This is a genomic window from Embleya sp. NPDC020630 (genome assembly GCF_044334985.1).
In the GTDB taxonomy this organism is placed as follows: Bacteria; Actinomycetota; Actinomycetes; order Streptomycetales; family Streptomycetaceae; genus Embleya.
In genome coordinates, this window is the sequence record NZ_JBIRUB010000004.1 from 308132 (window position 1) to 330757 (window position 22626).

Annotated in this window: 17 protein-coding genes, 1 pseudogene and 1 riboswitch; of the genes and pseudogenes, 3 read left to right on the forward strand and 15 right to left on the reverse strand. The window is 72.9% G+C overall.

Annotated features, from left to right (window positions below; genetic code table 11):
- The first annotated feature begins 189 nt into the window (after nucleotides 1-189).
- A pseudogene (locus ACH4XV_RS17340) lies at nucleotides 190-1661 on the forward strand (MFS transporter).
- Here ACH4XV_RS17340 and ACH4XV_RS17345 read toward each other — a convergent pair.
- The 6 genes from ACH4XV_RS17345 to ACH4XV_RS17370 all read right to left on the reverse strand — a co-directional run bounded on the left by ACH4XV_RS17345 (nucleotide 1630) and on the right by ACH4XV_RS17370 (nucleotide 10680).
- Complete coding sequence (locus ACH4XV_RS17345) at nucleotides 1630-2778, reverse strand: acyl-CoA dehydrogenase family protein (protein WP_395790616.1); 1149 nt, start codon at nucleotides 2776-2778, stop codon at nucleotides 1630-1632. The pseudogene ACH4XV_RS17340 and the gene ACH4XV_RS17345 overlap by 32 nt on opposite strands.
- A 734-nt stretch (nucleotides 2779-3512) precedes the next feature.
- Nucleotides 3513-4628 carry a M24 family metallopeptidase gene (locus tag ACH4XV_RS17350; protein ID WP_395790618.1) on the reverse strand — a complete coding sequence of 372 codons (1116 nt, stop codon included), beginning with the start codon at nucleotides 4626-4628 and terminating at the stop codon, nucleotides 3513-3515.
- Nucleotides 4629-4679: 51 nt separating this feature from the next.
- Nucleotides 4680-5528 carry a DUF3050 domain-containing protein gene (locus tag ACH4XV_RS17355; protein ID WP_395790620.1) on the reverse strand — a complete coding sequence of 283 codons (849 nt, stop codon included), beginning with the start codon at nucleotides 5526-5528 and terminating at the stop codon, nucleotides 4680-4682.
- Between the two features lie 203 nt (nucleotides 5529-5731).
- The gene (locus tag ACH4XV_RS17360) at nucleotides 5732-6841 is read right to left on the reverse strand and encodes a CaiB/BaiF CoA transferase family protein (protein ID WP_395790622.1); all 1110 of its coding nucleotides are present in this window, start codon (nucleotides 6839-6841) and stop codon (nucleotides 5732-5734) included.
- A 183-nt stretch (nucleotides 6842-7024) separates the two neighbouring features.
- Entirely contained in the window at nucleotides 7025-8767 is a 1743-nt protein-coding gene (locus ACH4XV_RS17365; protein ID WP_395790624.1) for a pyruvate dehydrogenase, read from the reverse strand.
- 116 nt (nucleotides 8768-8883) lie between these two features.
- On the reverse strand, nucleotides 8884-10680 hold the full coding sequence (locus tag ACH4XV_RS17370) for an AAA family ATPase (RefSeq protein ID WP_395791101.1): 1797 nt from the start codon (nucleotides 10678-10680) through the stop codon (nucleotides 8884-8886).
- A 680-nt stretch (nucleotides 10681-11360) separates the two neighbouring features.
- Here ACH4XV_RS17370 and ACH4XV_RS17375 point away from each other — a divergent pair.
- Nucleotides 11361-12509 (forward strand): PucR family transcriptional regulator, encoded by a 1149-nt coding sequence (locus tag ACH4XV_RS17375; RefSeq protein ID WP_395790626.1) that lies wholly within the window; start codon nucleotides 11361-11363, stop codon nucleotides 12507-12509.
- Nucleotides 12510-14274: 1765 nt separating this feature from the next.
- Here the strand turns inward: ACH4XV_RS17375 and ACH4XV_RS17380 are convergent.
- From ACH4XV_RS17380 to ribD, 8 genes are all read right to left on the reverse strand, one after another.
- The gene (locus ACH4XV_RS17380) at nucleotides 14275-14742 is read right to left on the reverse strand and encodes a PH domain-containing protein (protein ID WP_380001320.1); all 468 of its coding nucleotides are present in this window, start codon (nucleotides 14740-14742) and stop codon (nucleotides 14275-14277) included.
- 64 nt (nucleotides 14743-14806) lie between these two features.
- Nucleotides 14807-15670: an ATP phosphoribosyltransferase gene (gene hisG, locus ACH4XV_RS17385; RefSeq protein WP_078974258.1), complete on the reverse strand. Its 864-nt coding sequence runs from the start codon at nucleotides 15668-15670 to the stop codon at nucleotides 14807-14809.
- 120 nt (nucleotides 15671-15790) lie between these two features.
- The gene (locus ACH4XV_RS17390) at nucleotides 15791-16054 is read right to left on the reverse strand and encodes a phosphoribosyl-ATP diphosphatase (protein WP_371863190.1); all 264 of its coding nucleotides are present in this window, start codon (nucleotides 16052-16054) and stop codon (nucleotides 15791-15793) included.
- 55 nt (nucleotides 16055-16109) lie between these two features.
- Complete coding sequence (gene ribH / locus ACH4XV_RS17395) at nucleotides 16110-16601, reverse strand: 6,7-dimethyl-8-ribityllumazine synthase (protein ID WP_126642970.1); 492 nt, start codon at nucleotides 16599-16601, stop codon at nucleotides 16110-16112.
- 191 nt (nucleotides 16602-16792) lie between these two features.
- A complete protein-coding gene (locus ACH4XV_RS17400; protein WP_395791103.1) occupies nucleotides 16793-18103 on the reverse strand; it encodes a bifunctional 3,4-dihydroxy-2-butanone-4-phosphate synthase/GTP cyclohydrolase II in 1311 nt (436 codons plus the stop codon).
- Between the two features lie 41 nt (nucleotides 18104-18144).
- Nucleotides 18145-18807, reverse strand: a complete 663-nt coding sequence (pnuC, locus tag ACH4XV_RS17405; protein ID WP_395790629.1) for a nicotinamide riboside transporter PnuC — start codon at nucleotides 18805-18807, stop codon at nucleotides 18145-18147.
- On the reverse strand, nucleotides 18804-19430 hold the full coding sequence (locus ACH4XV_RS17410) for a riboflavin synthase (RefSeq protein ID WP_395790631.1): 627 nt from the start codon (nucleotides 19428-19430) through the stop codon (nucleotides 18804-18806). Before ACH4XV_RS17410 ends, pnuC begins: the two co-directional genes overlap by 4 nt.
- 3 nt (nucleotides 19431-19433) lie before the next feature.
- Nucleotides 19434-20510 carry a bifunctional diaminohydroxyphosphoribosylaminopyrimidine deaminase/5-amino-6-(5-phosphoribosylamino)uracil reductase RibD gene (gene ribD, locus ACH4XV_RS17415; RefSeq protein WP_395791105.1) on the reverse strand — a complete coding sequence of 359 codons (1077 nt, stop codon included), beginning with the start codon at nucleotides 20508-20510 and terminating at the stop codon, nucleotides 19434-19436.
- Nucleotides 20511-20675: 165 nt separating this feature from the next.
- Nucleotides 20676-20820: riboswitch (FMN riboswitch) on the reverse strand.
- Nucleotides 20821-21007: 187 nt separating this feature from the next.
- Between ribD and rpe the strand changes: the two genes are divergently transcribed.
- The gene (gene rpe, locus ACH4XV_RS17420) at nucleotides 21008-21682 is read left to right on the forward strand and encodes a ribulose-phosphate 3-epimerase (RefSeq protein WP_380041990.1); all 675 of its coding nucleotides are present in this window, start codon (nucleotides 21008-21010) and stop codon (nucleotides 21680-21682) included.
- Between the two features lie 164 nt (nucleotides 21683-21846).
- Here rpe and ACH4XV_RS17425 read toward each other — a convergent pair whose 3' ends face one another.
- On the reverse strand, nucleotides 21847-22626 hold the full coding sequence (locus tag ACH4XV_RS17425; RefSeq protein ID WP_395790633.1) for a class I SAM-dependent methyltransferase: 780 nt from the start codon (nucleotides 22624-22626) through the stop codon (nucleotides 21847-21849).

Consider the following 22626-nt stretch of genomic DNA (forward strand, 5'->3'; position numbering starts at 1 on the left):
CCCGCGTCGGGCCCCTCGCCCGCCGCCGACCCCGCGTCGGCCCCCGGCCCGGACCCCGCGGCGTGCTCCGTCGTCATCTCCGCGGCCTCCTCGCCTCGACCCGTCCGGCTTCGAATGCGAAGCGCGACCCCCCGGATCCCGCCACCGTACCCGACCCCCACGACCCGATCCCGAAAGGCGCAAACCATCATGCCCGGATCACCCCCACCGGCCCCGAGCGACTACTCCCCCCGCCGCCTGGCGGCCTTCGTCCTCACCCTGGCCGCGACCTTCGTGGACCTGGTCGACGCGAGCGTGCTCAACGTCGCGCTGCCCGCGCTGCGGGCCGACCTGCACGCCTCGACCACCCAACTGGAGTGGGCGATCGCCGGGTACACGCTCGCCTTCGCGGCGGGCCTGATCACCGGCGCGCGCCTGGGCGACCGGCTAGGCCGGCTGCGGGTGTTCCAGGTCGGCCTGGCCGCGTTCACGCTTGCCTCGGCGCTCACCGGCGCGGCCGGCGCGCCCGGTCCGCTGATCGCCGCCCGGGTCGCGCAGGGCGCGGCGGCGGCGTTGATGGTGCCGCAGGTGTTGGCGATGTTGCGGGTGGAGTTCCCACCCGAGGAGCAGTCCCGCGCGGCCACGCTGTACGGGCTGGTGTTCTCCGTCGGCGGGATCGGCGGCCCCTGCTCGGTGGAGCCCTGTTGCACGCCGATCTGTTCGGGCTCGGCTGGCGGCCGATCTTCTACGTCAACGTGCCGATCGGCGTCGCCGCGCTGATCGGTACAGCCGTTCTCGGTCGCGAGTCGCGGGCCGAGCGGGCGGCCGGCGCGGACGGGCCCGGCCTGGTGCTCTCCACCGCCGCGCTGCTCACGTTGCTGTTCCCGCTGATGGAGGGTCGGGCGCTGGACTGGCCGTGGTGGTGTGTGCCCGTGGCCGCGCTGTGCCCGGTCCTGCTGTACGCACTGCTGCGGCACGAGCGCGCGCTGGCCCGCCGGGGTGGGGCGCCGCTGTTCGAACCGGCGTTGTTGCGGCTGCGCGCCACCGCCGGCGGTGTGGCCGCGGCGACGTTGTTCTTCGCCGGTACCGCCTACACGCTCGTGCTGAGCGTGCACCTCCAGACCGGGGTGGGTCGGTCGCCGCTGCGGGCCGCGCTGACCATGGCGCCGTTCGCGGTCGGGGTGGGCCTGTTCTCGCCGTTCGCGACCCGCCTGCGGCCGCTGGGGCGGCGGTTGGCGGTGTCGGGCTCACTGGTCCTGGCCGGGGCGATGGGCGCGGTGCTGGTCGTGGTCGGGCACGAGGGCGAGCGGTTGCGGCCCTGGCATCTCGCCCCGTGGCTGCTGATCGGCGGCGTCGGCATGTCGATGGCCTCCGGCGTGCTGGTCGCCACCGTCCTGGCCCGCACTCCCGCCCGACACGCCGGCGCCGCGGCGGCGCTGGTCGGGACCGCGATCCAGGTCGGCGTGGCGGCGGGCGTGGCCCTGGTCGGCACGGTCTACTTCGGCCTCCTCGACGCGGGCCACTCGCCCACCGAGGCGGCGGTCGGCGGTCTGTCGACCGTGGTCGCCCTGTACCTGCTCGCCGCACCGGCCGCCCTCATCCTCCCCGGCGGCCGGCTCACCTTCACCACGGCCGCTGCCGAGCCGCCGCTCACCCGTTCCGCAGCAAGTCCTTCGCGATGACCATGCGTTGGATCTGGTTCGTGCCCTCGACGATCTGCAGGCATTTGGCCTCGCGCATGTATCGCTCGGCCGGGAAGTCGGTGGTGTAGCCGTAGCCGCCGAGGATCTGTACCGCGTCGACGGTCACCCGCATCGCCGTGTCGGTACAAAAGAGCTTGGCCATCGCCGCCTGTCGGCCGAACGGCAGCCCCGCGTCGCGCAGGCGGGCGGCGGCCAGGTACAGCGCGCGGCCCGCCTCGATCGTGGTGGCCATGTCGGCGAGCATGAACCGGATGCCCTGCTTGTCGGCGATCGGACCGCCGAACTGGGTGCGATCCTGCGCGTACTCGGCCGCCACGTCCAGCGCGGCCTGGGCGACACCGGTGGCACACGCGGCGATGCCCAGCCGGCCGCAGTCGAGGGCGGCGAGCGCGATGGAGAATCCCTGGCCCTCCGCGCCGATCCGCCGCTCGGCCGGAACCCGGGCGCCGTCCAGGTGGATCTGCGCGGTGGGCGAGGAGCGCATGCCCATCTTGTGCTCCGGCGCGGCGGCGGCCAGGCCCGGGGTGCGCGCGTCGACCAGGAACGCGCTGATCCCGTGTGCGCCTTCGGGCGAGGTACGGGCCAGGACGGTGTAGAAGTCGGCGACCCCGCCGTGGGTGATCCACGCCTTGGTCCCGGTGAGCGTGTACCCGTCGGCGTCGGCCGCCGCTCTGGTGCTCAGCGCCGCCGCGTCGGAGCCGGAGTGCGGCTCGGACAGGCAGTAGGCGCCGAGCAGTTCGCCGCCCAGCATCGCGGGCAGATGCTCGGCGCGCTGCTCGGACGTGCCGAACGTGGCGAGCGGATGGCAGGCCAGCGTGTGCACCGACACGCCGAGGCCGACCGCCAGCCACCCTGCGGCCAGTTCCTCCAGGACCTGGAGGTAGACCTCGTAGGGTTGCGCGCCCCCGCCGTACTCCTCCGGATAGGGCAGCGACAGCAGTCCGGCGGCGCCGAGGGTGGCGAACACCTCGCGGGGGAACCGTCCGTCGGCCTCGTCGTGGGCGGCACGTGGCGCGATCTCCCGGGCGGTGAGGTCCCGGGTGAGGTCGAGCAGGGCACGGGACTCGTCGGTGGGCAGCGTGCGCGGGACAGCCATGGGAGACGTCCTTCCGTGCGGTCCGGGGGTGGCCGGACCCGGCGGGTGGCCGGCGGCGGACCGGGTGGGGTTCGCCCCCCGGCCGTTGCGCACGATCGTACGGTGACGCCGCGCGCCCGCCGGGCACCGACGCGGCGCACCCGCGTGGTGGGCCTGCCACGCGCCTCGGCCGCGCCCGAGCCCGACCGCCGTCGGCGGCGCCGGCCTCCGGCCCGGGGTCCTCAAACGCCGGACGGGCTGATGTCACGTGAGTTGCACGGCGAGCTGGTGTCACGTGGGCCTTGCACACCGAGCTGATGTCACGTGGACCATGCACGCCGGATACCCACACGGCAGCGGCCGGCCTCCGGCCCGGGGTCCTCAAACGCCGGACGGGCTGATGTCGCGTGGGTTGCACGGCGAGCTGATGTCACGTGGGCCTTGCCGCCGGTTGCCCATCACGCTCGGTCCCCGGTCGGAACGCACTACCTCCAGCCCGTCCGGCGTTTGAGGACACCGGGCCGGAGGCCGGTCGAGGCGACAGGGCCGCGCACCACGAGTGCGTGGCCCGAACCCGGCCGGCCCGTCCCCGGCGTCCGTCCCCGGACGCCGGGCCGCCGTGCCCGAGCGACCGGAGTCCGGGGACGGTGGGCCGAGTGGACCGGCCCGCCTCGGAAAGGTCTGAACGGCTTCGAAAGCCCGTCGGATCCGCGCGGAGCACAGGCGGCCCCGAAGCACCGAAGCCTCGGCGGAGCCTAAAGCACCGTCAGGCCGTGCGGCCGCACGTTCATCGGGTCGCCGCCGTTCTCCCCGCAGATCACGATGTCCTCGATCCGCGCCCCGTGCGTGTCGGGGATGTAGATGCCGGGCTCGATCGAGAAGGCCATGCCCGGCTCCAGGGGCAGCTTGTTGCCCTGGACGATGTATGGGTGCTCGTGGCTCTCCAGCCCGATGCCGTGGCCCGTGCGGTGGATGAAGTACTCGCCGTAGCCGGCCTCGGTGATGATGTCGCGGCCCACCGCGTCCAGTTCCTCGCAGGTCAACCCGGGCCGTACGGCCGCGAGTTGGGCGGCCTGGGCGCGCTCCAGGACATCGTAGTAGGCGCGGAACTCGGCCGGCGGCTCGCCGACGGCGTACGTCCGGGTCTCGTCCGAGCAGTAGCCGTCCTCGGTGGTGCCGCCGATGTCGACCACGACCACGTCGCCGGTCTCGATCACCCGGTCGGACAACTCGTGGTGCGGGCTCGCGGCGTTGGGACCGGAGCCGACGATCACGAAGTCCACCCGGATGTGCCCCTCGGCGATGATCGCGTCGGCGATGTCCGCGCCCACCTCACGCTCGGTACGACCGGCCCGCAACCACTCGCCCACCCGCGCGTGCACCCGGTCGATCGCCGCGCCGGCCCGGCGCAGCGCCTCGACCTCGGCGGCCGACTTGCGCATCCGCAACTCGCGCAACACATCGCCCGCCAGGCTCTGTTCGGCGGTGGGCAGCGCGGTGCGGAAGGCGAGTACCTTCTCCGCCCACATGTGGTTGTCCAGGCCGACCCGGGCAACCTGCGCGGGCAGTCGCTGCGCGATCAGCGCGTACGGGTCGTCCGTCTCGGCCCAGCCGAGCACGTCGATCCCGAGCGCGCCCGCGGGTGACGCGAGGGCGGCGGGTCGTTCCAGGCCCGGGACGACGAGGAAGGGCTCGGCGGTGACGGGCACCACCAGGCACGTGAGGCGTTCCAGCGGAAGCGCCTCGTAGCCCGTGAGGTAGCGCAGGTCGGCGCCGGGCGAGACGAGCAGGGCGTCGAGTCCCGCGTCGGCGGCTGCCTTTTGAGCGCGGCCGAGGCGGTCGGTGGGGTAAAGGTTCGGGTCGTGGGTCACGCGCCCAAACATATGACATATCACCGGGCGTCCGGCAGACCCGACGCGGGTTCAGTGCGCGGCGGCGCGTCCCGCCGCGACCGCGTCGCGCACCGCGTCCCACAGATCGGCGCGCGCCCGCAGCGACACCGTGACGGTACCCGCGCTCTCGCGCCAGGCGCGGGCCGGGTCGGGGCCGGCGGCGCACAGTTGGGCGAGCAGGCGCAGCGCCATCGGGCCGTGGTCGTCGCCGTCCACCTCGATGTGCCGGGCGAGGTATTCGCGGAACACCGCGAGCCGGCCGTCGTGCATGTCGTCGAGCGTGGTGAGGTGGTCGAACATGCGCGGGATCAGCTCTTCGCGGCCGAGCGCGAAGGACGCGGCGACGCAGTGCAGCGGGGCGTGGGCGACGACCTGCCAGGTGCGGCACACGAACGCGGCGGCACCGGCGGGTGCGCCGCACGCGCCGACCGCCTCGGGGACGGGGACACCGTCGGCGATCAGGCCGAGGAAGCGGCGGGCCGGGCGGGTGTCGGCGCCGGCGCCGTCCATCGCGGCGAGGTAGAGCTCGAAGTGGCTGAGCGGGCCGAGCGAGGTGGTGTCGCTCTCCTCGCCGAGCACGATCTCGTTGACCATCCGCCGGATCTCCGCGTCGCCGCGCGGCACCCACGGCACCTCGACGCAGGTGAGCCGCCGCTGCAGGCTCTTGAGCAGGGACATGAAGTCCCAGACGGCGAAGACGTGATGCTCCATGAACACCCGGATCGCGGCGAGGTCGGTGAGCTCGCGGTAGACCGTGTGTCGGAGCACTCGTTGGCGTACGGGGGCGGTTTCGCCGAGCAGCCGCGCGATGTGGTCGGCCGGGAGGGTGTTCGCGCGGGCGCGCGGGAGGGTGGTGTCGGTGAGCGCGGTGGTGTCCATGACGACCGATCGTAGAGATTTCACCACTCGGTGAAACATTTGTGCCGGAGTGCCGGACACGCTGGGGATGCGCGTGCCACGATGTGCGGTTGCGCGGGCGTGCGTTGCCGGCTGGGCGCGGTGGGATGCCGGGGCCCGGCGCCTATGCCGATGCCGGGCGCCGGGTACGTCCGTCCGGGTGACGGCCGAACCGCCCGCCGGGGTCAGTCCTTCGGCGCGAGTGCGGCGGCCTGCTCGGGGGTCAGCCCCCAGCCCTCCAGGAGCGCCGCGTCGACGCGGCCGGACGCGTCCCGGGCGACCGAGGGGGTCCCGGAGAGCCGGGGCGCGGCGGCGGGTTGGACGGTGCCGTCGGGGCGGACGAAGGTGGATCGGGCCTGGTTGTGCGGGTGTTCGACCGCCTCGTCCCAGGTCAGCACGGGCGTTACGCAGGCGTCGACGGGCTCGAAGATCGCGGTCCACTCGTCCCGCGTACGGCCGGCGATCACCTCCGCGAAGCGTTTGCGCAGGAGCGGCCAGCCGGCGCGGTCCGACTGTTCGGGCAGGTCCTCGTCGGCGAGGCCGAGGCCGGCCAGGAGCAGGGCGTAGAACTGCGATTCGATCGCGCCGACGGCGAGGTAGCGGCCGTCGGAGGTGGTGTACACGTCGTAGAACGGCGCGCCGGTGTCGAGCAGGTTGGTACCGGGCTCGCCGTCCCAGCCGCCCATGCCGCGCATGCCGTGGATGAAGGTGCTCAGCGTCGCCGAGCCGTCGGTCATCGCGGCGTCGACGACTTGGCCGCGTCCGGTGGTTCGGGCCGAGATCAGCGCGGCGAGGATGCCGAACGCGCAGAACATCGCGCCGCCGCCGTAGTCGCCGACCAGGTTCAGCGGCGGCACCGGCCGCTCTCCGGCGCGGGCGAAGGAGTGCAGCACGCCGGAGATCGAGATGTAGTTGATGTCGTGTCCGGCACGCGGCGCCAGCGGGCCGTCCTGGCCCCAGCCGGTCATCCGGGCGTAGACGAGGCCGGGGTTGGCCGCGAGGCAGATGTCCGGTCCGAGGCCGAGCCGTTCGGCCACGCCGGGCCGAAAACCCTCGACGAGCACGTCGGCGCCGGCGATCAGCCGCAGTACGGCCTCGCGGGCGGCGGGGTCCTTGAGATCGGCCTTGATCGTGCCGAGCCGGCCGCGCCCGACCGCCATCGAGGGCACCGAGACGCCGTCGGGCCGGTCGACCCGGACGACCCCGGCGCCGGCGTCCGCCAACATCATCCCGACGAACGGCCCGGGCCCGATCCCGGCCAACTCGACCACTTTGACGCCATCCAACGCACCCATGCCGACTCCCAGCCCGAGCCCCCACCAAGAATTACGCGGCACAGTCAAGCAGATCGGTCATGATCTGTCCCGAGGTCGGCCACACCGAGATCCGATTCGGGCCGTCCCCGTGCCGGGCCGCCCTTCCCCGAGCCCCCGCTCCGGGGTGTCTTCCGTGTCGGTCGGGCACGGGCCCGGCCCGGCTCACGGCCTCGGGATGTTGCGGAGGTTGGTCCGGGCCATTTGGATCATCTGCCCCACGCCGCCGCTCAGAACGGTGCGGCCGGCGCTCAGGGCGAAGCCCTGGATCTGGTCGGCGGTGATCTTCGGCGGGATGGACAGCGCCTTCGGGTCGGTGACGATGTCGACCAGGGCCGGGCCCTTGTGGGCGAACGCCTCGCGGAGCGCGCCGCGCACCTTGTTCGGCTTCTCCACCCGCACCCCGAAGGCACCGGCCGCGCGGGCGATCGCGGCGAAGTCCGGGTTCTTGTTGGTGGTGCCGAACGGGGTGAGGCCGGCGACCATCATCTCCAGCTCGACCATCCCCAGCGACGAGTTGTTGAACAGCACGATCTTCACCGGCAGTTCGGACTGCACCAGGGTGAGCAGGTCGCCCATCAGCATGGAGAATCCGCCGTCGCCGGACATCGACACGATCTGCCGGTCCGGGTACGGGAACTGCGCGCCGATCGCCTGGGGCAACGCGTTGGCCATCGAGCCGTGCGAGAACGAACCGATCACTCGGCGCCGCCCGTTCGGGGTCAGGTAGCGGGCCGCCCACACGTTGCACATGCCGGTGTCGACGGTGAAGATCGCATCGTCGTCGGCCTCCTCGTCCAGGATCGAGGCGACGTATTCCGGGTGGATGGGCACATGCTTCTCCACCTTGCGGGTGTACGCCTTGACCACCCCTTCGAGGGCGTCGGCGTGCTTGTTCAACATGCGGTCCAGGAATCGGCGATCGGTCTTGGCCCGCACCATCGGGGTCAGCGCGCGCAGCGTCTCGCGCACGTCGCCCCACACCGCCAGGTCCAGCTTCGTGCGCCGGCCCAGGTGTGCGGGCCGTACGTCCACCTGCACGGTGGCCACGTCCTGCGGCAGGAAGGCGTTGTACGGGAAGTCGGTGCCGAGCAGGATGAGCAGGTCCGCCTCGTGCATCGCCTCGTACGCCGCGCCGTAGCCGAGCAGCCCCGACATGCCCACGTCGAACGGATTGTCGTACTGGATGTGCTCCTTGCCGCGCAGCGCGTGCCCCACCGGAGCGTTGATCCGCTCGGCGAACGCCATCACCTCGGCGTGCGCGCCCGCCGTGCCCGCGCCGCAGAACAGGGTGACCCGCCGGGCCTCGTCGACCATCCGGGTCAACGCGGCCAGATCCGCGTCGCCGGGGCGCACCGACGGCAGCGAGGTGGGCAGCGTCACCGAATAGCCCCGCTCCGGCGCCGGCCGCGCGGCCACGTCACCCGGGAGGGTGACGACGGACACCCCGCCCAGGCCCACCGCGTGCTGGATCGCCGACTGGAGCACCCGGGGCATCTGCTCGGGCGTGCCGATCATCTCGCTGTAGTGGCTGCACTCCACGAACAGCCGGTCCGGGTGCGTCTCCTGGAAGAAGGCCGTGCCGATCTCGCCGCCCGGGATGTGCGACGCGAGCGCCAGCACCGGCGCGTGTGAGCGGTGCGCGTCGAACAGGCCGTTGATCAGGTGCAGATTGCCCGGACCGCAACTGCCCGCGCACGCGGTCAGCCGACCGGTCAACTGCGCCTCCGCGCCCGCGGCGAACGCGGCCACCTCCTCGTGCCGTACGTGCACCCAGTCGATCGCGGCGTTGCGGCGCACCGCGTCCACGATCGGGTTGAGGCTGTCGCCCACCACGCCGTACAGCCGGCGCACCCCGGCCTGGGCGAGGATGTCCACGAACTGCTCGGCGACGCTCTGCTTGGCCACGGGGAGACCCTTCCGTCCGGCGACGACCGGGTCGGACCGGATCGGGCCGGGTCGGACCGCATCCGCCCGCCTCGGTGCGAGTGGTGACCGGATACGCCTACCCGTGCCGCGCCCGGCTATCCACGGCCGTCGGCCAGATCCCCGTACGCCTGGAACAGATCGGACAGCCGCAGCGTGGTCAGCTCGGCCAGATCCGGGCCCTCCGGCAACTCGACCAGGCGCACGTCCCGATACATGCAGCACTTCTCGTACAGGGTACGAACGAATCGGGCGTTGCCCAGTTCGTCGATCCAGCCCTGCTCGCGGACGTGCCCGGTGATGCTGCGCAACTCGGCCGCCGCGTCCTCGTCCCAGGTGTCACCGCCGCCGGCCGCCATCACCTCGGCGATCCGGGCCAGGTCCTCCGCGCCGTAGGAGGGGAACTCGACCCGGGTGGTGAAGCGCGACGTCAGGCCGGGGTTCGAGGTGAGCAGCCGGTCCATGCCCTCGGGGTAGCCAGCCAGGATGATCACCAGCCGGTCGCGGTCGTCCTCGGCCCGCTTGAGCAACACCTGGAGCGCCTCGTCGCCGTACGCGTCGCCCTTGGAGTAGCCCACGTTGGTGAGGCCGTACGCCTCGTCCACGAACAACACGCCGCCCAGCGCCGAGTCGATCAACTCGCTGGTCTTGACCGCGGTCTGGCCCAGATACTCGCCGACCAGGTCGGAGCGCTGCGCCTCGACCAGGCGATCGCTCTCCAGCAGGCCGAGCGCCGCGAAGACCCGGCCGAGGAGGCGGGCCACGGTGGTCTTGCCGGTGCCGGAGGGCCCGGAGAAGACGAAGTGCCGCTTGGGCGCCTGCGCGGGCAGGCCCTGCGCCTCGCGCAGCCGGGCCATCCGCATTTGCGCGGACAGCGCCCGGACCTGGCGTTTGACCGGCTCCAGGCCGACCATCGACTCCAATTCGGCGAGCACGAGGGCGAGTTCCTCGGGGGCCGCGGCGGGGCGCATCGGCGCCGCCCGGCCGGCCGCCCGCGCGTCGACGTCGGCCTGCGGGTCGGCCTCGCCGTCCGGGACGGGCTCCGGCTCGCGCTCGGTCTCCACCGCCGGCGGCGGCCCTGCGGGCGGGGGCGCGGTCGCGGGTATGGGCGGGAGCACGTCGGGCAGCGGGCCGCGACCGACCACGGGGCCGGCCAGGCGCGCGGTTATCCCGCCGTACTCGTCCAGCGGCTCGCCCGCCGCCAGCGAGGACAACCTCGCGGCGGTGTCCATGAACGACGGGTCGGCCTGGTGCACCGCGCGGTACAGGGGCAGCGCGGCCGGGGTGCGGCCGGTCTCCTCGTACGCGCGGGCGAGCCAGTAGCGCAGCTCCTTGCGCTGCGGGTGCTCCGAGCGGCAGCGCACCAGGGCGGTGGCGAGCACCTGTTCGGCCTTGGCGTACAACCCCAGGCGGACCCGGGCCATGCCGGCGAACAGGCCCGCCTCGACGCCGAGCAGCGCGTCGTCGTCCAGGCCCGCGGTGTGCCGGAGCAACTGCTGCCAGTCCTTGCCCAGATAGGCCCGACAGGCGAGCAGGAAGCGGGTGGCGGCGTCCTGTTCGGCGGGCGGGCACAGGGCGAGCGCGGCGTCCAGCTCGGGCAGGTGCCGGCCGTCCAACCAGTGCGAGGCGTGCGCGAGCGCGAGGTCGCGCGGGGTCTCAAGGACGAGCTGGACCCACCAGCCCAGCCAGTACCAGGAGTTGAGCGGCCGGCCGTACTTCGCGCGCTGCTCCCCGAAGCGCTCGCGATGGGTGTGCATGGCGACCACCGCGGTGGCCACCTCGACCTTGAGCGCGTGCAGCCCCAGCCACGCGTCGGCCATTCCCGGATCGGCCTCGACCGCGGCCCGGAACTGCACCTCCGCCTGGCCGTACTCGCCGGCGACATAGGCGTCCATGCCGCGCAACCAGGCCAGTTCGGCCGGACTACCGGTGCGTGCGCCACGTTCGGTCTGTCCCACGGTGGACCCCCCTTCCCCCGGCCGGTCCTCTCCGCGTGCCCGTGTCCCCGAGGGGACTTCGAGAGGATGTCGGCCCGCTGCCGATGAATCCCGGTGCGCCCATTCCGCTCGATCGGCGACGCCCCTTAAAGCCTCTCCCGTTCCGCTGTCCGTCACGCACGCATCGGTCACGGATGGTGTCCGTTTCGCCACGCGTTCGCCCCCCGGGGCATCGTACCGAGCGGGGGCGGTCAAGCCGAGGGGCGAATGAGACTCGAGGTGGTGAGTCGCGGCCGGCGGATGCGAGCCGGGGGTGCGGCGGGGGCGGTGAAGTCCCCCGGGGCGGACGCGAGTCGGCCCGGCGCACATGAGGAAGCTCCCGGTCGCGGGGGAACGATCGGGAGCTTCGTCTCGGCGCGGAACCCGGGGCCATCCCCGGTGTCGCCGCTGTACCGCAAGCTATGGCGATCCGGACACAACGGTCAAGCGTGCCACGCGGGCAAACCCCGGGACGGAATCCGATGTTGCCGGGACGGCCCTCGCAGGGGGATCGTGCGCCGGGCGCACTCCGGGGGTGCACTGCCCGCACGCTCTCGGTGGTGCTGACGCGCTCGTGTTCGTAACGCTACGGTCGGTATATGGGCAACCTCGGGGACGCGGGCGGAACGGCAACCGGGGGCGAACCGCAGTTTCGTCCCGGGGACAAAAGCGGCGGAGCCGGCCGCGCGACGGTGGCCGGAGCGGCGCCGCGTCGGCTGCCGCCACGGCGCCGCAAGGTCGTCGGGGGCGGCGCGAGCGCCCCCGAGCCCGACCCGACCCCGCGCGCCCGGGTCGCGGGCGCCTCGACCGCGTGGGAGGCGGGCAAGGACCCGCGCCCGCAGCCCACGGTCCCGGCACCCGCCGCGCCCCCGGACGCGAGCGTCCCCGGGCAGGCGGTACGGCCGGGCGGGCGACCGCTCGTGGACACCGCGATCGGCTTGGCGGGGCGGCTGGCGCAGGCCGCCGCCGACGCCAAGTACCGCAGCGACCTGATGCGCGACCTGCTGACGGGGCGCGGCACGGACCTGACGGGCTGGGCGGTACTGCCGACCGGACCGCTCCTGGTCGTGGTCGCCGAGACCGACCCGCCCGCGGCCGGCCGCGACCCGAGGGCGATCCGGGCCGGGCAGGAGGCACTGGCCCTCGCCTGGTCCGGCGCGGTCGGCGCACGAGCTCCGGAGGCGGCGGTCGCCGCGTATCCGCGCGAGGTGGTCACCCTGCTCGGCGCACCGGCCGACGGCCAGGCCGCCCGGCTGGTGACCGAACTCGCGGCCGTGGTGCAGGCGGATTGCGGCCCGGCGATCCGCTCGTTCACGACGGGGGTGAGCCGACCGGCGGAGTCACTCGACGCGCTGCCGGCCGCGTACGAGCAGGCCCGCCGCGCGGTCGCCGCCGGTCGGCGCATCCACGGCCCCGGCGCGGTGGCCGACTTCGACCAGCTCGGCGTCTTCCGACTGCTCAGCCTGATCCCCGATCCGAGTGAACTCGACCGCTTCGCCCGGGAGGCCCTGCGCACACTGGCCCACCCCCGCGACCCGGAGGCAGCCGACCTGCGCAACACACTGCAGGCGCTGCTCGACACGAACCTGAACGTGGCCGAAACGGCACGGCGGCTGTACGTGCACTACAACACGCTGCGGTATCGAATCACCAAACTGGAGCGCCTGCTCGGCCCGTTCACACAGGATCCCCATCTGCGCCTGAACCTGATGATCGCACTACAAATCGTCCGCATGCAGGGTCGCTGACGCTCCGGAGGGGGCGGGGGCAGGCTCGCGATGCGCGTCGGCTGCGCCGGACCTGGAACGGGGCGGCCGGCCTCCGGCCCGGCTGTCCTCAAACGCCGGACGGGCTGAGCGGGTTCGGGCGCGGGCAGGCGCGGCACGGTCCGTTGCGGGTGCGGGGGCGAGTGCGGGGGCGGCAGCGTCCGGTCGGGTCGAGCGCTTCCGGCGGCGGTTGCGCAATTGGTTGCGCGGCCCGGTCCGGAACCGATCTGAGCCGCGAGGCGAGCCGCCGCCGGCGCTCGGGGCGCCGAGACCGGGGCTCCCCACGAGACGGGTGCGTTGCTCGGCGAAAACCAGCCGGCAACGGCCGGGCGCGGCCCGGGTCCGGCAGGGTCGGGTTGGGTCGAGTCGAGTCGGGTCTGCCGGGGCCTTCCCAGGTGGGTCAGGTATTTCCGGCGAGCGTTGCGTCTCGGCGGCTGCGGGGGCCGGTCTGAGTCGCGGGGTCGGCCGCCGCCGGCGTGCGGGGCTCCGAGACCCGAAGCCCCCGATGAGACGAACCTGTTGGTCGGCAAAAACCGGCTGGCAGCGGCGGGGAGGGTGAAGGGTCGGGTCGAGTCCGCCGGGGAACCTTCGGGATGGGTGGGGTGTTTCCGGCGAAAGTCGCGCCTGGGTTGGGTCCGGGGCCGGTCAGAGTCGCCGGGTCGGCCGCCGCCGGCGTGCGGGGCTCCGAGACTCGAAGCCCCCGACGAGACGGGTGCGTTGGTCGGCGAAAACCGGCCGGCAGCGGCGGGGAGGGCTCGGGTCGGGTCTGTCGGGGGCCTTCCCGAGTGGGTTGGGGGCATTTCGGGAGGCGTTTGCGGGGGTTGGGGGCTGAAACCGGTTTGCGATGGGTGGCTTGGGGCTTCGCGTTTCGGTGACCTGCGGTTTTGCGGCGCCGGCACGGAAAATTGGGTATCGAGTGCCGGTTTCGTGCGCTCCGGCCTCTAAAACGCCGGCGTGGCGACCGAAAGTGCCCTGCACGAGTCGAAACCGGATCCCGAGCCCTCGAAACGGCTCCCGCCCAAAGCTGACCTGCGGTTTTCTCTCATGCTGAGGCAGCAGCACCCCACGCGATCCGGGTTCGTGAACTTTCACCACCCACACACCCACCGCACACCGAAAACACCCGCCCTCCCGGCTCACTCGGAAAGGCTCCCGGCCGACTCGACTCGACCGCCCTGCCTCCCCGCCGCTGCCGGCCGGTTTTCGCCGAGCAACACACCCGTCTCGTCGGGAGCCCCGGTCTCGGAGCCCCGCACGCCGGCGGCGGCCAACCCGGCGACTCTGACCAGCCCCGGACCGGCCCTGCACCCGACCGAGACGCCACGCTCGCCGGAAACGCCCGACCCACCCGGGAAGGCTCCCCGGCGGACACGACCCGAGCACCACCCGCTCGCCGCTGCCGGCCGGGTTTCGCCCACCGACGCAGCCATCTCGTGGGGAGCCCTGGTCTCGGAGCCCCGCACGCCGGCGGCGGCCCACCACCGACTCTGACCCGCCCCGGACCAGCCACCCGCAACCAAAAGCGCAACCCCCGCCGAAAGCAGCCGACCCACTCCGGAAGGCCCCCCGGATGACTCGACCCGACCCCTCACCCTGCCGCCGCTGCCGGCCGGATTTCGCCGAGCAACCCACCCGTCTCGTCGGGGCCCCGGGCTCGCCGCCCCGCGCGCCGGCGGCGGCCGACCACCGACTCCGGCCCGCCCCGGTGGCCCCCACGTGGCCACCCTCCCCCGTGCCGCGCGCCGCGCTACCGTGCCTCGGGGGCTGTGCCGTAGTGGTCGGCCAGGGTTCGGAGTTCGCGGGCCGCGGTGATGGCGGCGGATTTGCCGTTGGAGGTTTGGATGCCCATTACCGGCAGCGTGTCGCCGTTGGACATGTCGATGTAGACCCACGGGTCGCCCTGGCGGAGGTACACCCGGACGATCTGGGCCCATTCCAGATGTGTGGTCCGCAGCAGGTTGACCACCGTCACGCCGTCCGCGGCGGCGACCACCTTCGGGCGGCCCAGCATCACCATCGCGCCGAGTCCCAGGACGCCGGTGGCGGCGACGCCCATGCGTGAGCCGAATCCCCAGCCGCCCTTCTCCGGCAGCATCACCGCCAGCACGCACAGCCCGACCAGGATGATCGCGCCGAGCACGCCGGTGATCAGCCGACTGCGCCTGGCGTACCAGGTCCGCGGGAGCGGGGGGTCGACGGGGGTGGGCTCGCTCATAGGGAAACGGTTCTCCGGAGGTGGCGGTGGTGGGCCCGCCGGGTGACGGGCCGACCGGACGGGGTCAGAGGCGGCAGGCGTGGATCCCGGTGACCAGGATCGCCCGGGCGCCGATCTCCCAGAGGTCGTCCATGATCTGCTGGGCGTTCTTGCGCGGCACCATCGCCCGCACCGCGACCCAGCCCTCGTTGTGCAGCGGGCTGACCGTCGGCGACTCCAGGCCCGGGGTCAGCGTGACCGCCGCCTCGACCCGCTCGACCCGGATGTCGTAGTCCATCATCACGTAGCTGCGCGCGACCAGGACGCCCTGGAGCCGGCGCACCAACTGCTCCAGCGCGGGCGAGGTCTCCGCGCCGGCGCGGCGGATCAGTACCGCCTCGGAGCGCAGGATCGGCTCGCCGAACACCTCCAGGCCCGCCTGGGCCAGCGTGGTGCCGGTCTCCACCACGTCGGCGATCACGTCGGCGACGCCCAGCTGGATCGCGGTCTCCACCGCGCCGTCCAGCTTCACCAGTGCCGCGGCCTCGATGCCGTGCTCGGCGAAGTCGCGCTGGACGATGCCGATGTAGGAGGAGGCCACCCGCAGCCCGGCCAGCCCCTTCTTGCCCTGCTCGGCCAGCTCGCGCGCGATCGGCGCGGGCGCGGCGTAGCGGAACGTGGCCGGGGCCAGGCCCAGTTGCAGGATCTCCTCGGCCTCGGCGCCGGAGTCCATCAGCAGGTCGCGCCCGGTGATCCCGGCGTCCAGCCGGCCGGAGCCGACGTAGATCGCGATGTCGCGCGGGCGCAGGAAGAAGAACTCGACGTTGTTGTCGGGGTCGGTGAGGACCAGTTCCTTGGAGTGCTTGCGCTGGCGGTAGCCGGCCTCATGCAGCATCGCCGACGCAGGCTCGGAGAGGGAACCCTTGTTGGGGACGGCGATGCGCAGCATTGGATGACCCTTCGGGATGGTGCTGAACCGAGTGGAGCGGAACCGGGTGGAGCGAACCGGGTGGATCTCAGGGGTACGGCTTCGCCCCCGGCCCGGGCGGTGGGCCGGGGACGGCGGCTGTCACAGGTGAGCGTATACGTCCTGGAGGGAGATGCCGCGGGCGACCATCATCACCTGGAGGTGGTAGAGGAGCTGGGAGATCTCCTCGGCGGTGCGGTCGGCGCCCTCGTGCTCGGCGGCCATCCACACCTCGGCGGCCTCCTCCACGACCTTCTTGCCGATCGTGTGTACGCCGGCGGTGACGAGCTCGACCGTGCGCGAGCCCTCCTGGCCCGATTCCGCCTTGGCCCGCAGCTCGTCGAAAAGCTGTTCAAACGTCTTCATGGTGCCCATCGCGTGGTTGTGGGTGGCATGCCGAACGGCCCGGCCGACCTGCCGGTCAGGCCGAACGCCACGGTTCGGAGAGCGTACGCAACGCCATCGCGGTCGCGACGGCCGCCTCCACCGCTTCGCGGCCCTTGTCCTCGCGCGAGTGCGGCAGGCCGGCCCGGTCCAGGGCCTGCTCCTCGGTGTCGCACGTGAGCACGCCGAAGCCGATCGGCACGCCGGTGTCGAGCGCGACCCGGGTGAGGCCGTCGGTGGCGGCGGAGCATACGTACTCGAAGTGCGGAGTGCCACCGCGGATGACCACGCCGAGCGCGACCACCGCGTCGTAGCCTCGGCCGGCCAGCGCCTTGGCGAGCACGGGCAATTCGAACGCGCCGGGGGCGCGGATCAGCGTGGGTTCGGTGATGCCCAGCTCGCTCAGGGCCTTGACGGCCCCGTCCACGAGGCCGTCCATCACGGCGGTGTGCCACTGCGCGGCGACCACGCCCACGCGCAGGTCACGGCAGCCCTCGACGGTCAGTTTCGGGGCTCCTGCGCCACTCATGTCTGTCGTTGTCCTTCGGCTGGAACGGCTCGATGCCCGGTTGGTGCTGCCCGGTTGTGCACGACTGCGAGCCTGGTTGCGAGATGAGGATGGAGCGGTTCGAACGAGACGAACCTATCGGCGCGGCCGGGACCGCACCGCGCCCGTGTCACCGGTACGGGTGACGTCGGCGGCTCGGGAGAGCCGAGGGGTCACGCGCTGCTGACCGCGCGCCCCTTCGCGTCGACGGCCTCCGCGACCTCGGCGACCGACGGCAGGTCCGCGGTCGGGTCGCTCGGGTCCAGCCAGGGCAGGTCGTGGCCCATCCGGTCGCGCTTGGTCTGGAGGTAGCGCAGGTTGTCCGCGGTGGCGTGCACCGGCAGGGCGACCCGGCCGGTGATCTCCAGGCCGTAGCCCTCCAGGCCCGCCCGCTTGGCGGGGTTGTTGGTGAGCAGCCGCATCGAGCGCACGCCCAGGTCGACCAGGATCTGCGCGCCGGTGCCGTAGTCGCGGGCGTCGGCCGGCAGGCCCAGTTCCAGGTTGGCGTCCACCGTGTCGTGGCCGGCGTCCTGGAGTTGGTACGCCTGGAGCTTGTGGATGAGCCCGATCCCGCGCCCCTCGTGCCCGCGCATGTACAGCACCACGCCCCGGCCCTCGGCGGTGACCCGGTCCAGGGCGGCGTCCAGCTGCGGGCCGCAGTCGCAGCGCAGCGAGCCGAACACGTCGCCCGTCAGGCACTCGGAGTGCACCCGGACCAGCACGTCCTCGCCGTCGCCGATGTCGCCGGCGACCAGAGCGATGTGCTCGACGTTGTCGACCGTGCTGCGGTAGCCGATCGCCCGGAACGTGCCGTGCTCCGTGGGCAGTCGGGTCTCGGCGGCGCGCTCGATCGTGCGCTCGGTGCGGCGGCGGTAGGCGATCAGGTCGGCGATGCTGACGATCTTGAGGCCGTGTTCGCGGGCGAACGGGATCAGCTGCGGCAGCCGGGCCATCGTGCCGTCGTCGTTGACCACCTCGCAGATCACCCCGACCGGCGCCAGCCCGGCCAACTCGGCGAGGTCCACGGCCGCCTCGGTGTGCCCGGGGCGCACCAGCACACCGCCCTCGACCGCGCGCAGCGGGAAGATGTGGCCGGGTCGGGTCAGCTGGGTGGGCAGCGTGTCCGGGTCGGACAGAAGCCGCACGGTGTGCGTGCGGTCGGCGGCCGAGATGCCGGTGTCCACGCCGTCCTTGGCGTCGACCGAGACCGAGTAGGCGGTGCCCTTGCGGTCCTCGTTGACGGCGGTCATCGGGGGCAGCTTCAGCCGGTCCAGGTCGGCGCCGCGCATCGGCACGCAGACCACGCCCGACGAGTAGCGGATCATGAAGGCCATCAACGCCTGCGTCGCCAACTCGCCGGCGAAGATCAGGTCGCCCTCGTTCTCCCGGTCCTCGTCGTCCACGACGACGATCGCCTCGCCGGCGGCCATCGCCTTGATCGCGTCGTCGATGGTGTCGAGGGCCGACGCGGTGGGCGCGCCCATCTGCGCCGGCACCTCGATCTCGGTGGTTTCGCTGCTGGTCTTCACGCCGTTGCCCCTTCCAGGTGCCGTTCTGCCCCGCGGGCAGCCCCCTTGTCCCGGTACCGCCGGGAGCGGTTCCACCAGTCGACGAGTCCGGCGACGCACATCACGAGGAAGACGCCGTAGACCAGTCCGCTGAACACCAGACCGTGCTGCCAGGCGAGGGGTACGCCGACCAGGTCGACCGCGATCCACACCAGCCAGAACTCGAACAGCCCTCGGGCCTGCGCGAGCATCGCCACGATCGAGCCGACGAAGATGTAGGCGTCCGGCCAGGGCGCCCACGAGATGCCCGTGTGTTCGAGCAGTTGCGCGAAGCCGACCGTGCCCGCCGCCATCAGCGCGACCAGTGCGATCCGCTCGTGGGTGGTGCCGAAGCGGATCTCCACCTCACCGGTGTCGCGACGCCCGCGCGCCCAGCGCCACCAGCCGTACGCGGCGGCGACGATGATCACCACATTGCGCATCGCGCTGCCGCCCAGGTGCACGGAGGTGTTGGCGGCGATCAGCAGCGCCGCGCCCAGGATCTGTACCGGCCACGCCCACAGGTTGCGGCGCAGCGCGAGCCAGACGGTGGCCAGGGACGCGATCTGGCCGAGCAGGTCGGACCACGGCACCGGCTTGTTCGCGACGGTGAACGCGGCGTCGTTGAGCCAGCCGGTCACGATGCCCTCACCCCTGTGCCCGGTCCGTGGGTGCCCAGCCGCTCGACGTACTTGGCGATGATGTCGACCTCGAGGTTGACCGGGTCGCCGACGGTTTTCACGCCGAGGGTGGTGAGCGCGAGCGTGGTGGGGATCAGGCTGACGGTGAAGCTCGCGTCGTGCGCCTCGACGACGGTGAGGCTGATCCCGTCGACGGTGATCGAGCCCTTGTCCACCACGTAGCGGGCCAGGTGCGCCGGGAGGGCAATCTCGACGATCTCCCACTCCTCGCCGGGGGTGCGGGCCAGGATCTCGCCGGTGCCGTCGACGTGCCCCTGGACCAGGTGTCCGCCGAGCCGGCCGCCGAGCACCATGGGGCGCTCCAGGTTGACCCGCGAGCCGGTGCGCAGCGCGCCGAGGCTGGACTTGTCCAGCGTCTCCTGCATCACGTCGGCGGTGAAGGTGGCCACCTCGGGGTCGACCTTGTCGTCCACGACGGTCAGACACACACCGTTGACGGCGATCGAGTCGCCGTGTCGGGCCCCGGCGGTGACGACGGGGCCGCGGATGGTGATCCGGGCCGAGTCGGTCAGTCGCTCGATGGCCACGATCTCGCCGAGTTCCTCAACGATTCCGGTGAACATGCGTCAGGACTCCTTCGTACGGCCGGCGGAGTGCGGCCGTGGGCGGGCGGTGATGCGGATGTCGGTGCCGAGGCGCGTGACGTCGTCGACGTCCAGTCGCAACATCTCGGAGATGGTGCCGATTCCGGCCGGGCCCAGGGCGGTGGGTCCGGCGCCGAGCAGGGCGGGGGCGAGATAGCCCACGACGGTGTCGATCAGGCCGGCCGCGGCGAACGCGCCGGCGAGGGTGGGGCCGCCTTCGAGCAGCAGGGCGCGCACGTCGCGGGCGTACAGCTCCTTCAGCAGCGCGGGCAGGTCCAGGCCGGTGTCCGCGAGCGGTACGCGCAGCACGGCGGCCTCGGGCAGGTGTGCGGCGACCGCGTCGGGGCCGACCGCGATCAGGGTCGGCGCCGCGTCGTCGAGCACCCGGGCGTCGGCGCGGGTGCGGGCGTGGGTGTCCACGATCACCCGCAGCGGTTGCCGGGCGCCGGGTACGTCGCGCGCGGCCAGGTGCGGGTCGTCGGCGAGCTGCGTGCCGGAGCCGGCCAGCACCGCGTCGACGCTCGCCCGCAGCAGGTGGGTGTCGGCACGGGATTCGACGGAGCTGATCCAGCGGGCGCTGCCGTCGGCGGCGGCACTGCGGCCGTCGAGCGTGGCCGCGTACTTCCAGGTCACGTGCGGGCGGCCCAGGCGGATGGCGGTCAGCCAGGCCCGGTTGCCCGCCTCGGCCTCGGCGGCGAGCAGGCCGCCCTCGGCGTCGATGCCCGCCGCGCGCAGCACCGCTTTGCCGCCGGCCGCGGTCGGGTTGGGGTCGGCGACGGCGTAGCGCACCCGGCGGATGCCGGCGTCGATCAGGGCCTGCGTGCAGGGGCCGGTGCGGCCGGTGTGCGAGCAGGGTTCGAGGGTGACAAGGGCGGTGCCGCCGCGGGCCGCCGGACCGGCCGCGCGCAGTGCCTCGACCTCGGCGTGCGGGGCGCCGGCGCGGGTGTGGAAACCCTCGCCGACCACGGTGCCGTCGGGGCCGAGCACGACACAGCCGACCAGCGGATTGGGACTGGTGTGGCCGAGCGCACGGCTCGCCAGCGAGATGGCCCGGCGCATCGCCGAGGTCTCCTCGACCGGCGGGGTGGTGTTGCCCTCCACCTCGTGCCTCCTCGCGTTCGACGCGGGGCAACCGGGGTGTTTTCGGGCACAACGACACGACGAATCGACGCGCGGGGATGTCGGCGCACCTTGGGGTACGCGGGCATGCCGCAGTCGCTCGCCGCGCGCCACCTCCCATCCGGACTTTGACCGTCGGTACCGGAATTCCACCGGTTCAGCCGGCCGTCGCTCCACGTGATGCGGGGCGTCGACCGGGTCGCGGACTGTAACCGCCGGTTCGGATTTTCACCGACCCCGGAGCGCGCGTACGTGACTTTCGTACACCTCGAAGTGTGCCACGGCGGCCGACAACGTTGACCGTGGGCAACCTGTGCCGTCCGTCACGGCGCGTTCGTATATCCGAACGCGACTGCGGCGAGGATGATCTGACGATTCGTCAGGTCACTGGTCGAGGCGGTGCCCGCGGCGGGCCGCTTCGATGAGATTCTGTGCGCATGACCGTGCAGATCAATCCGAGCATCCTGTCCGCCGACTTCGCCCGCCTCGCCGACGAGGTCGCGCAGGTGCGCAACGCCGACTGGCTCCACGTGGATGTCATGGACAACCACTTCGTACCGAACCTCACCCTCGGGCTGCCCGTGGTGGAGAGCCTGATGAAGGCCACCGACACCCCCATCGACATGCACCTGATGATCGAGGACCCGGACCGCTGGGCGCCCGCCTATGCGGAGGCCGGCGCGGGCAGTGTCACGTTCCACGTGGAGGCCGCGACCGCCCCGATCAAGCTCGCCCGCGACCTGCGGGCCAAGGGCGCGCGGGCCTCGATGGCGCTGCGGCCGGCCACGCCGATCGAGCCGTACGAGGACCTGCTGCCCGAGCTGGACATGCTCCTGGTGATGACGGTCGAGCCGGGATTCGGCGGGCAGAGCTTCCTGGACGTGATGCTGCCGAAGATCCGCCGGACCCGGCAGCTGATCGCCAAGCACGGTCTGCAGATGTGGCTGCAGGTGGACGGCGGGGTCTCCGCCAAGACGATCGAGATGTGCGCGGAGGCCGGGGCGGACGTGTTCGTGGCGGGCTCGGCGGTCTTCGACGGGGCGGACCCGGGTGCGGCGGTGGACCGGCTGCGGGCGCTGGCGACGGGGGCGGCGGAGCGCTGCGCCCATTAGGGCGGGGTTGTTGTGCCCACGCGCCCGCCCATTGCGCTGCGTGAGCACGCTGCGGTTTTCATGGTTCGGGGCCGCCCACGCCGGCCCGTGAAGCTTCGTCACAATGAGTGAAAGCGACGCGGGGCTGTTGGGGTCTCTCGTCGTCCTCGCCGGGGCGGGAGACCTCAGCCGGTCGCGGACCAGATCGTCCAGTGATCGATTTCGGTGATGGGTTCCCCGGACGGGAGCCTGGACTCGATGTAGCCCGCCAGCGCGTCCAGTTCGGTGTCGGTCAGTTCGTGCAGGATCGAGCGGCCCGCGCGGGCGCGCAGGTCGGCGCCGACCTCTCGGGCGTCGGTGTAGGTGCGGCGGGTCTCGGCGAGCGCGGTGGTGCGTACGGCGGTGAAGCCGGCCTCGCGCAGTGCCGCCTCGACCGTGGCGCCGGTGGGGCGCCGGGCGGTCTCGATCGCGAGCAGCGCGGGGAACCGCTCGAAGAACCAGCCGCGCAGGTGGGTGGGCGTGCCGGGGCGGGCGACGTCGGCCGGGGTGCGGTCCTGGACGATCAGCGTGCCGCCGGGCGCGAGCAGCCGCCGGGCCTCGCGGAAGCATCCGGGGAGGTCGTCGAGGTGGTGGATCAGCGCCCGCTCGAACACGATGTCGGCGCCGCCGTCGGGCAACCCGGTGGCGTACGCGTCCCCTTCCCGAAACGACAGTCCTTCCCGCGGCGACAGCCCGGCCCGCTCCCGGGCGCCGGAGAGGATCGCGGCCGAGAAGTCCACTCCGACCGCGCTCGCCGCCCCCAGATCAAGCCACGCGGTGGTGTACACCCCGCCGCCGCAGCCGACGTCCACCACCCGCGCCCCGACGGGGTCCACGAGGTCGCCGACCAGCCGCGCCCAGTCCGCGCCGGCGGTGCGGTGGGTGTACGTGAGGCGGTTGGCGTGGCTGTGGAAGTCGATCGGCAT

Excerpts from the sequence above, each read along its gene's own strand:
- ACH4XV_RS17345 (WP_395790616.1), bottom strand. The coding sequence starts at position 2,778 with ATGGCTGTCCCGCGCACGCTGCCCACCGACGAGTCCCGTGCCCTGCTC.
- ACH4XV_RS17355 (WP_395790620.1), bottom strand. The coding sequence starts at position 5,528 with ATGGACACCACCGCGCTCACCGACACCACCCTCCCGCGCGCCCGCGCG.
- ACH4XV_RS17360 (WP_395790622.1), bottom strand. The coding sequence starts at position 6,841 with ATGGGTGCGTTGGATGGCGTCAAAGTGGTCGAGTTGGCCGGGATCGGG.
- ACH4XV_RS17370 (WP_395791101.1), bottom strand. The coding sequence starts at position 10,680 with ATGGACGCCTATGTCGCCGGCGAGTACGGCCAGGCGGAGGTGCAGTTC.
- ACH4XV_RS17375 (WP_395790626.1), top strand. The coding sequence starts at position 11,361 with ATGGGCAACCTCGGGGACGCGGGCGGAACGGCAACCGGGGGCGAACCG.
- ACH4XV_RS17380 (WP_380001320.1), bottom strand. The coding sequence starts at position 14,742 with ATGAGCGAGCCCACCCCCGTCGACCCCCCGCTCCCGCGGACCTGGTAC.
- hisG (WP_078974258.1), bottom strand. The coding sequence starts at position 15,670 with ATGCTGCGCATCGCCGTCCCCAACAAGGGTTCCCTCTCCGAGCCTGCG.
- ACH4XV_RS17390 (WP_371863190.1), bottom strand. The coding sequence starts at position 16,054 with ATGAAGACGTTTGAACAGCTTTTCGACGAGCTGCGGGCCAAGGCGGAA.
- ribH (WP_126642970.1), bottom strand. The coding sequence starts at position 16,601 with ATGAGTGGCGCAGGAGCCCCGAAACTGACCGTCGAGGGCTGCCGTGAC.
- ACH4XV_RS17400 (WP_395791103.1), bottom strand. The coding sequence starts at position 18,103 with ATGGGCGCGCCCACCGCGTCGGCCCTCGACACCATCGACGACGCGATC.
- ACH4XV_RS17410 (WP_395790631.1), bottom strand. The coding sequence starts at position 19,430 with ATGTTCACCGGAATCGTTGAGGAACTCGGCGAGATCGTGGCCATCGAG.
- ribD (WP_395791105.1), bottom strand. The coding sequence starts at position 20,510 with ATGCGCCGGGCCATCTCGCTGGCGAGCCGTGCGCTCGGCCACACCAGT.
- rpe (WP_380041990.1), top strand. The coding sequence starts at position 21,008 with ATGACCGTGCAGATCAATCCGAGCATCCTGTCCGCCGACTTCGCCCGC.
- ACH4XV_RS17425 (WP_395790633.1), bottom strand. The coding sequence starts at position 22,626 with ATGCCGATCGACTTCCACAGCCACGCCAACCGCCTCACGTACACCCAC.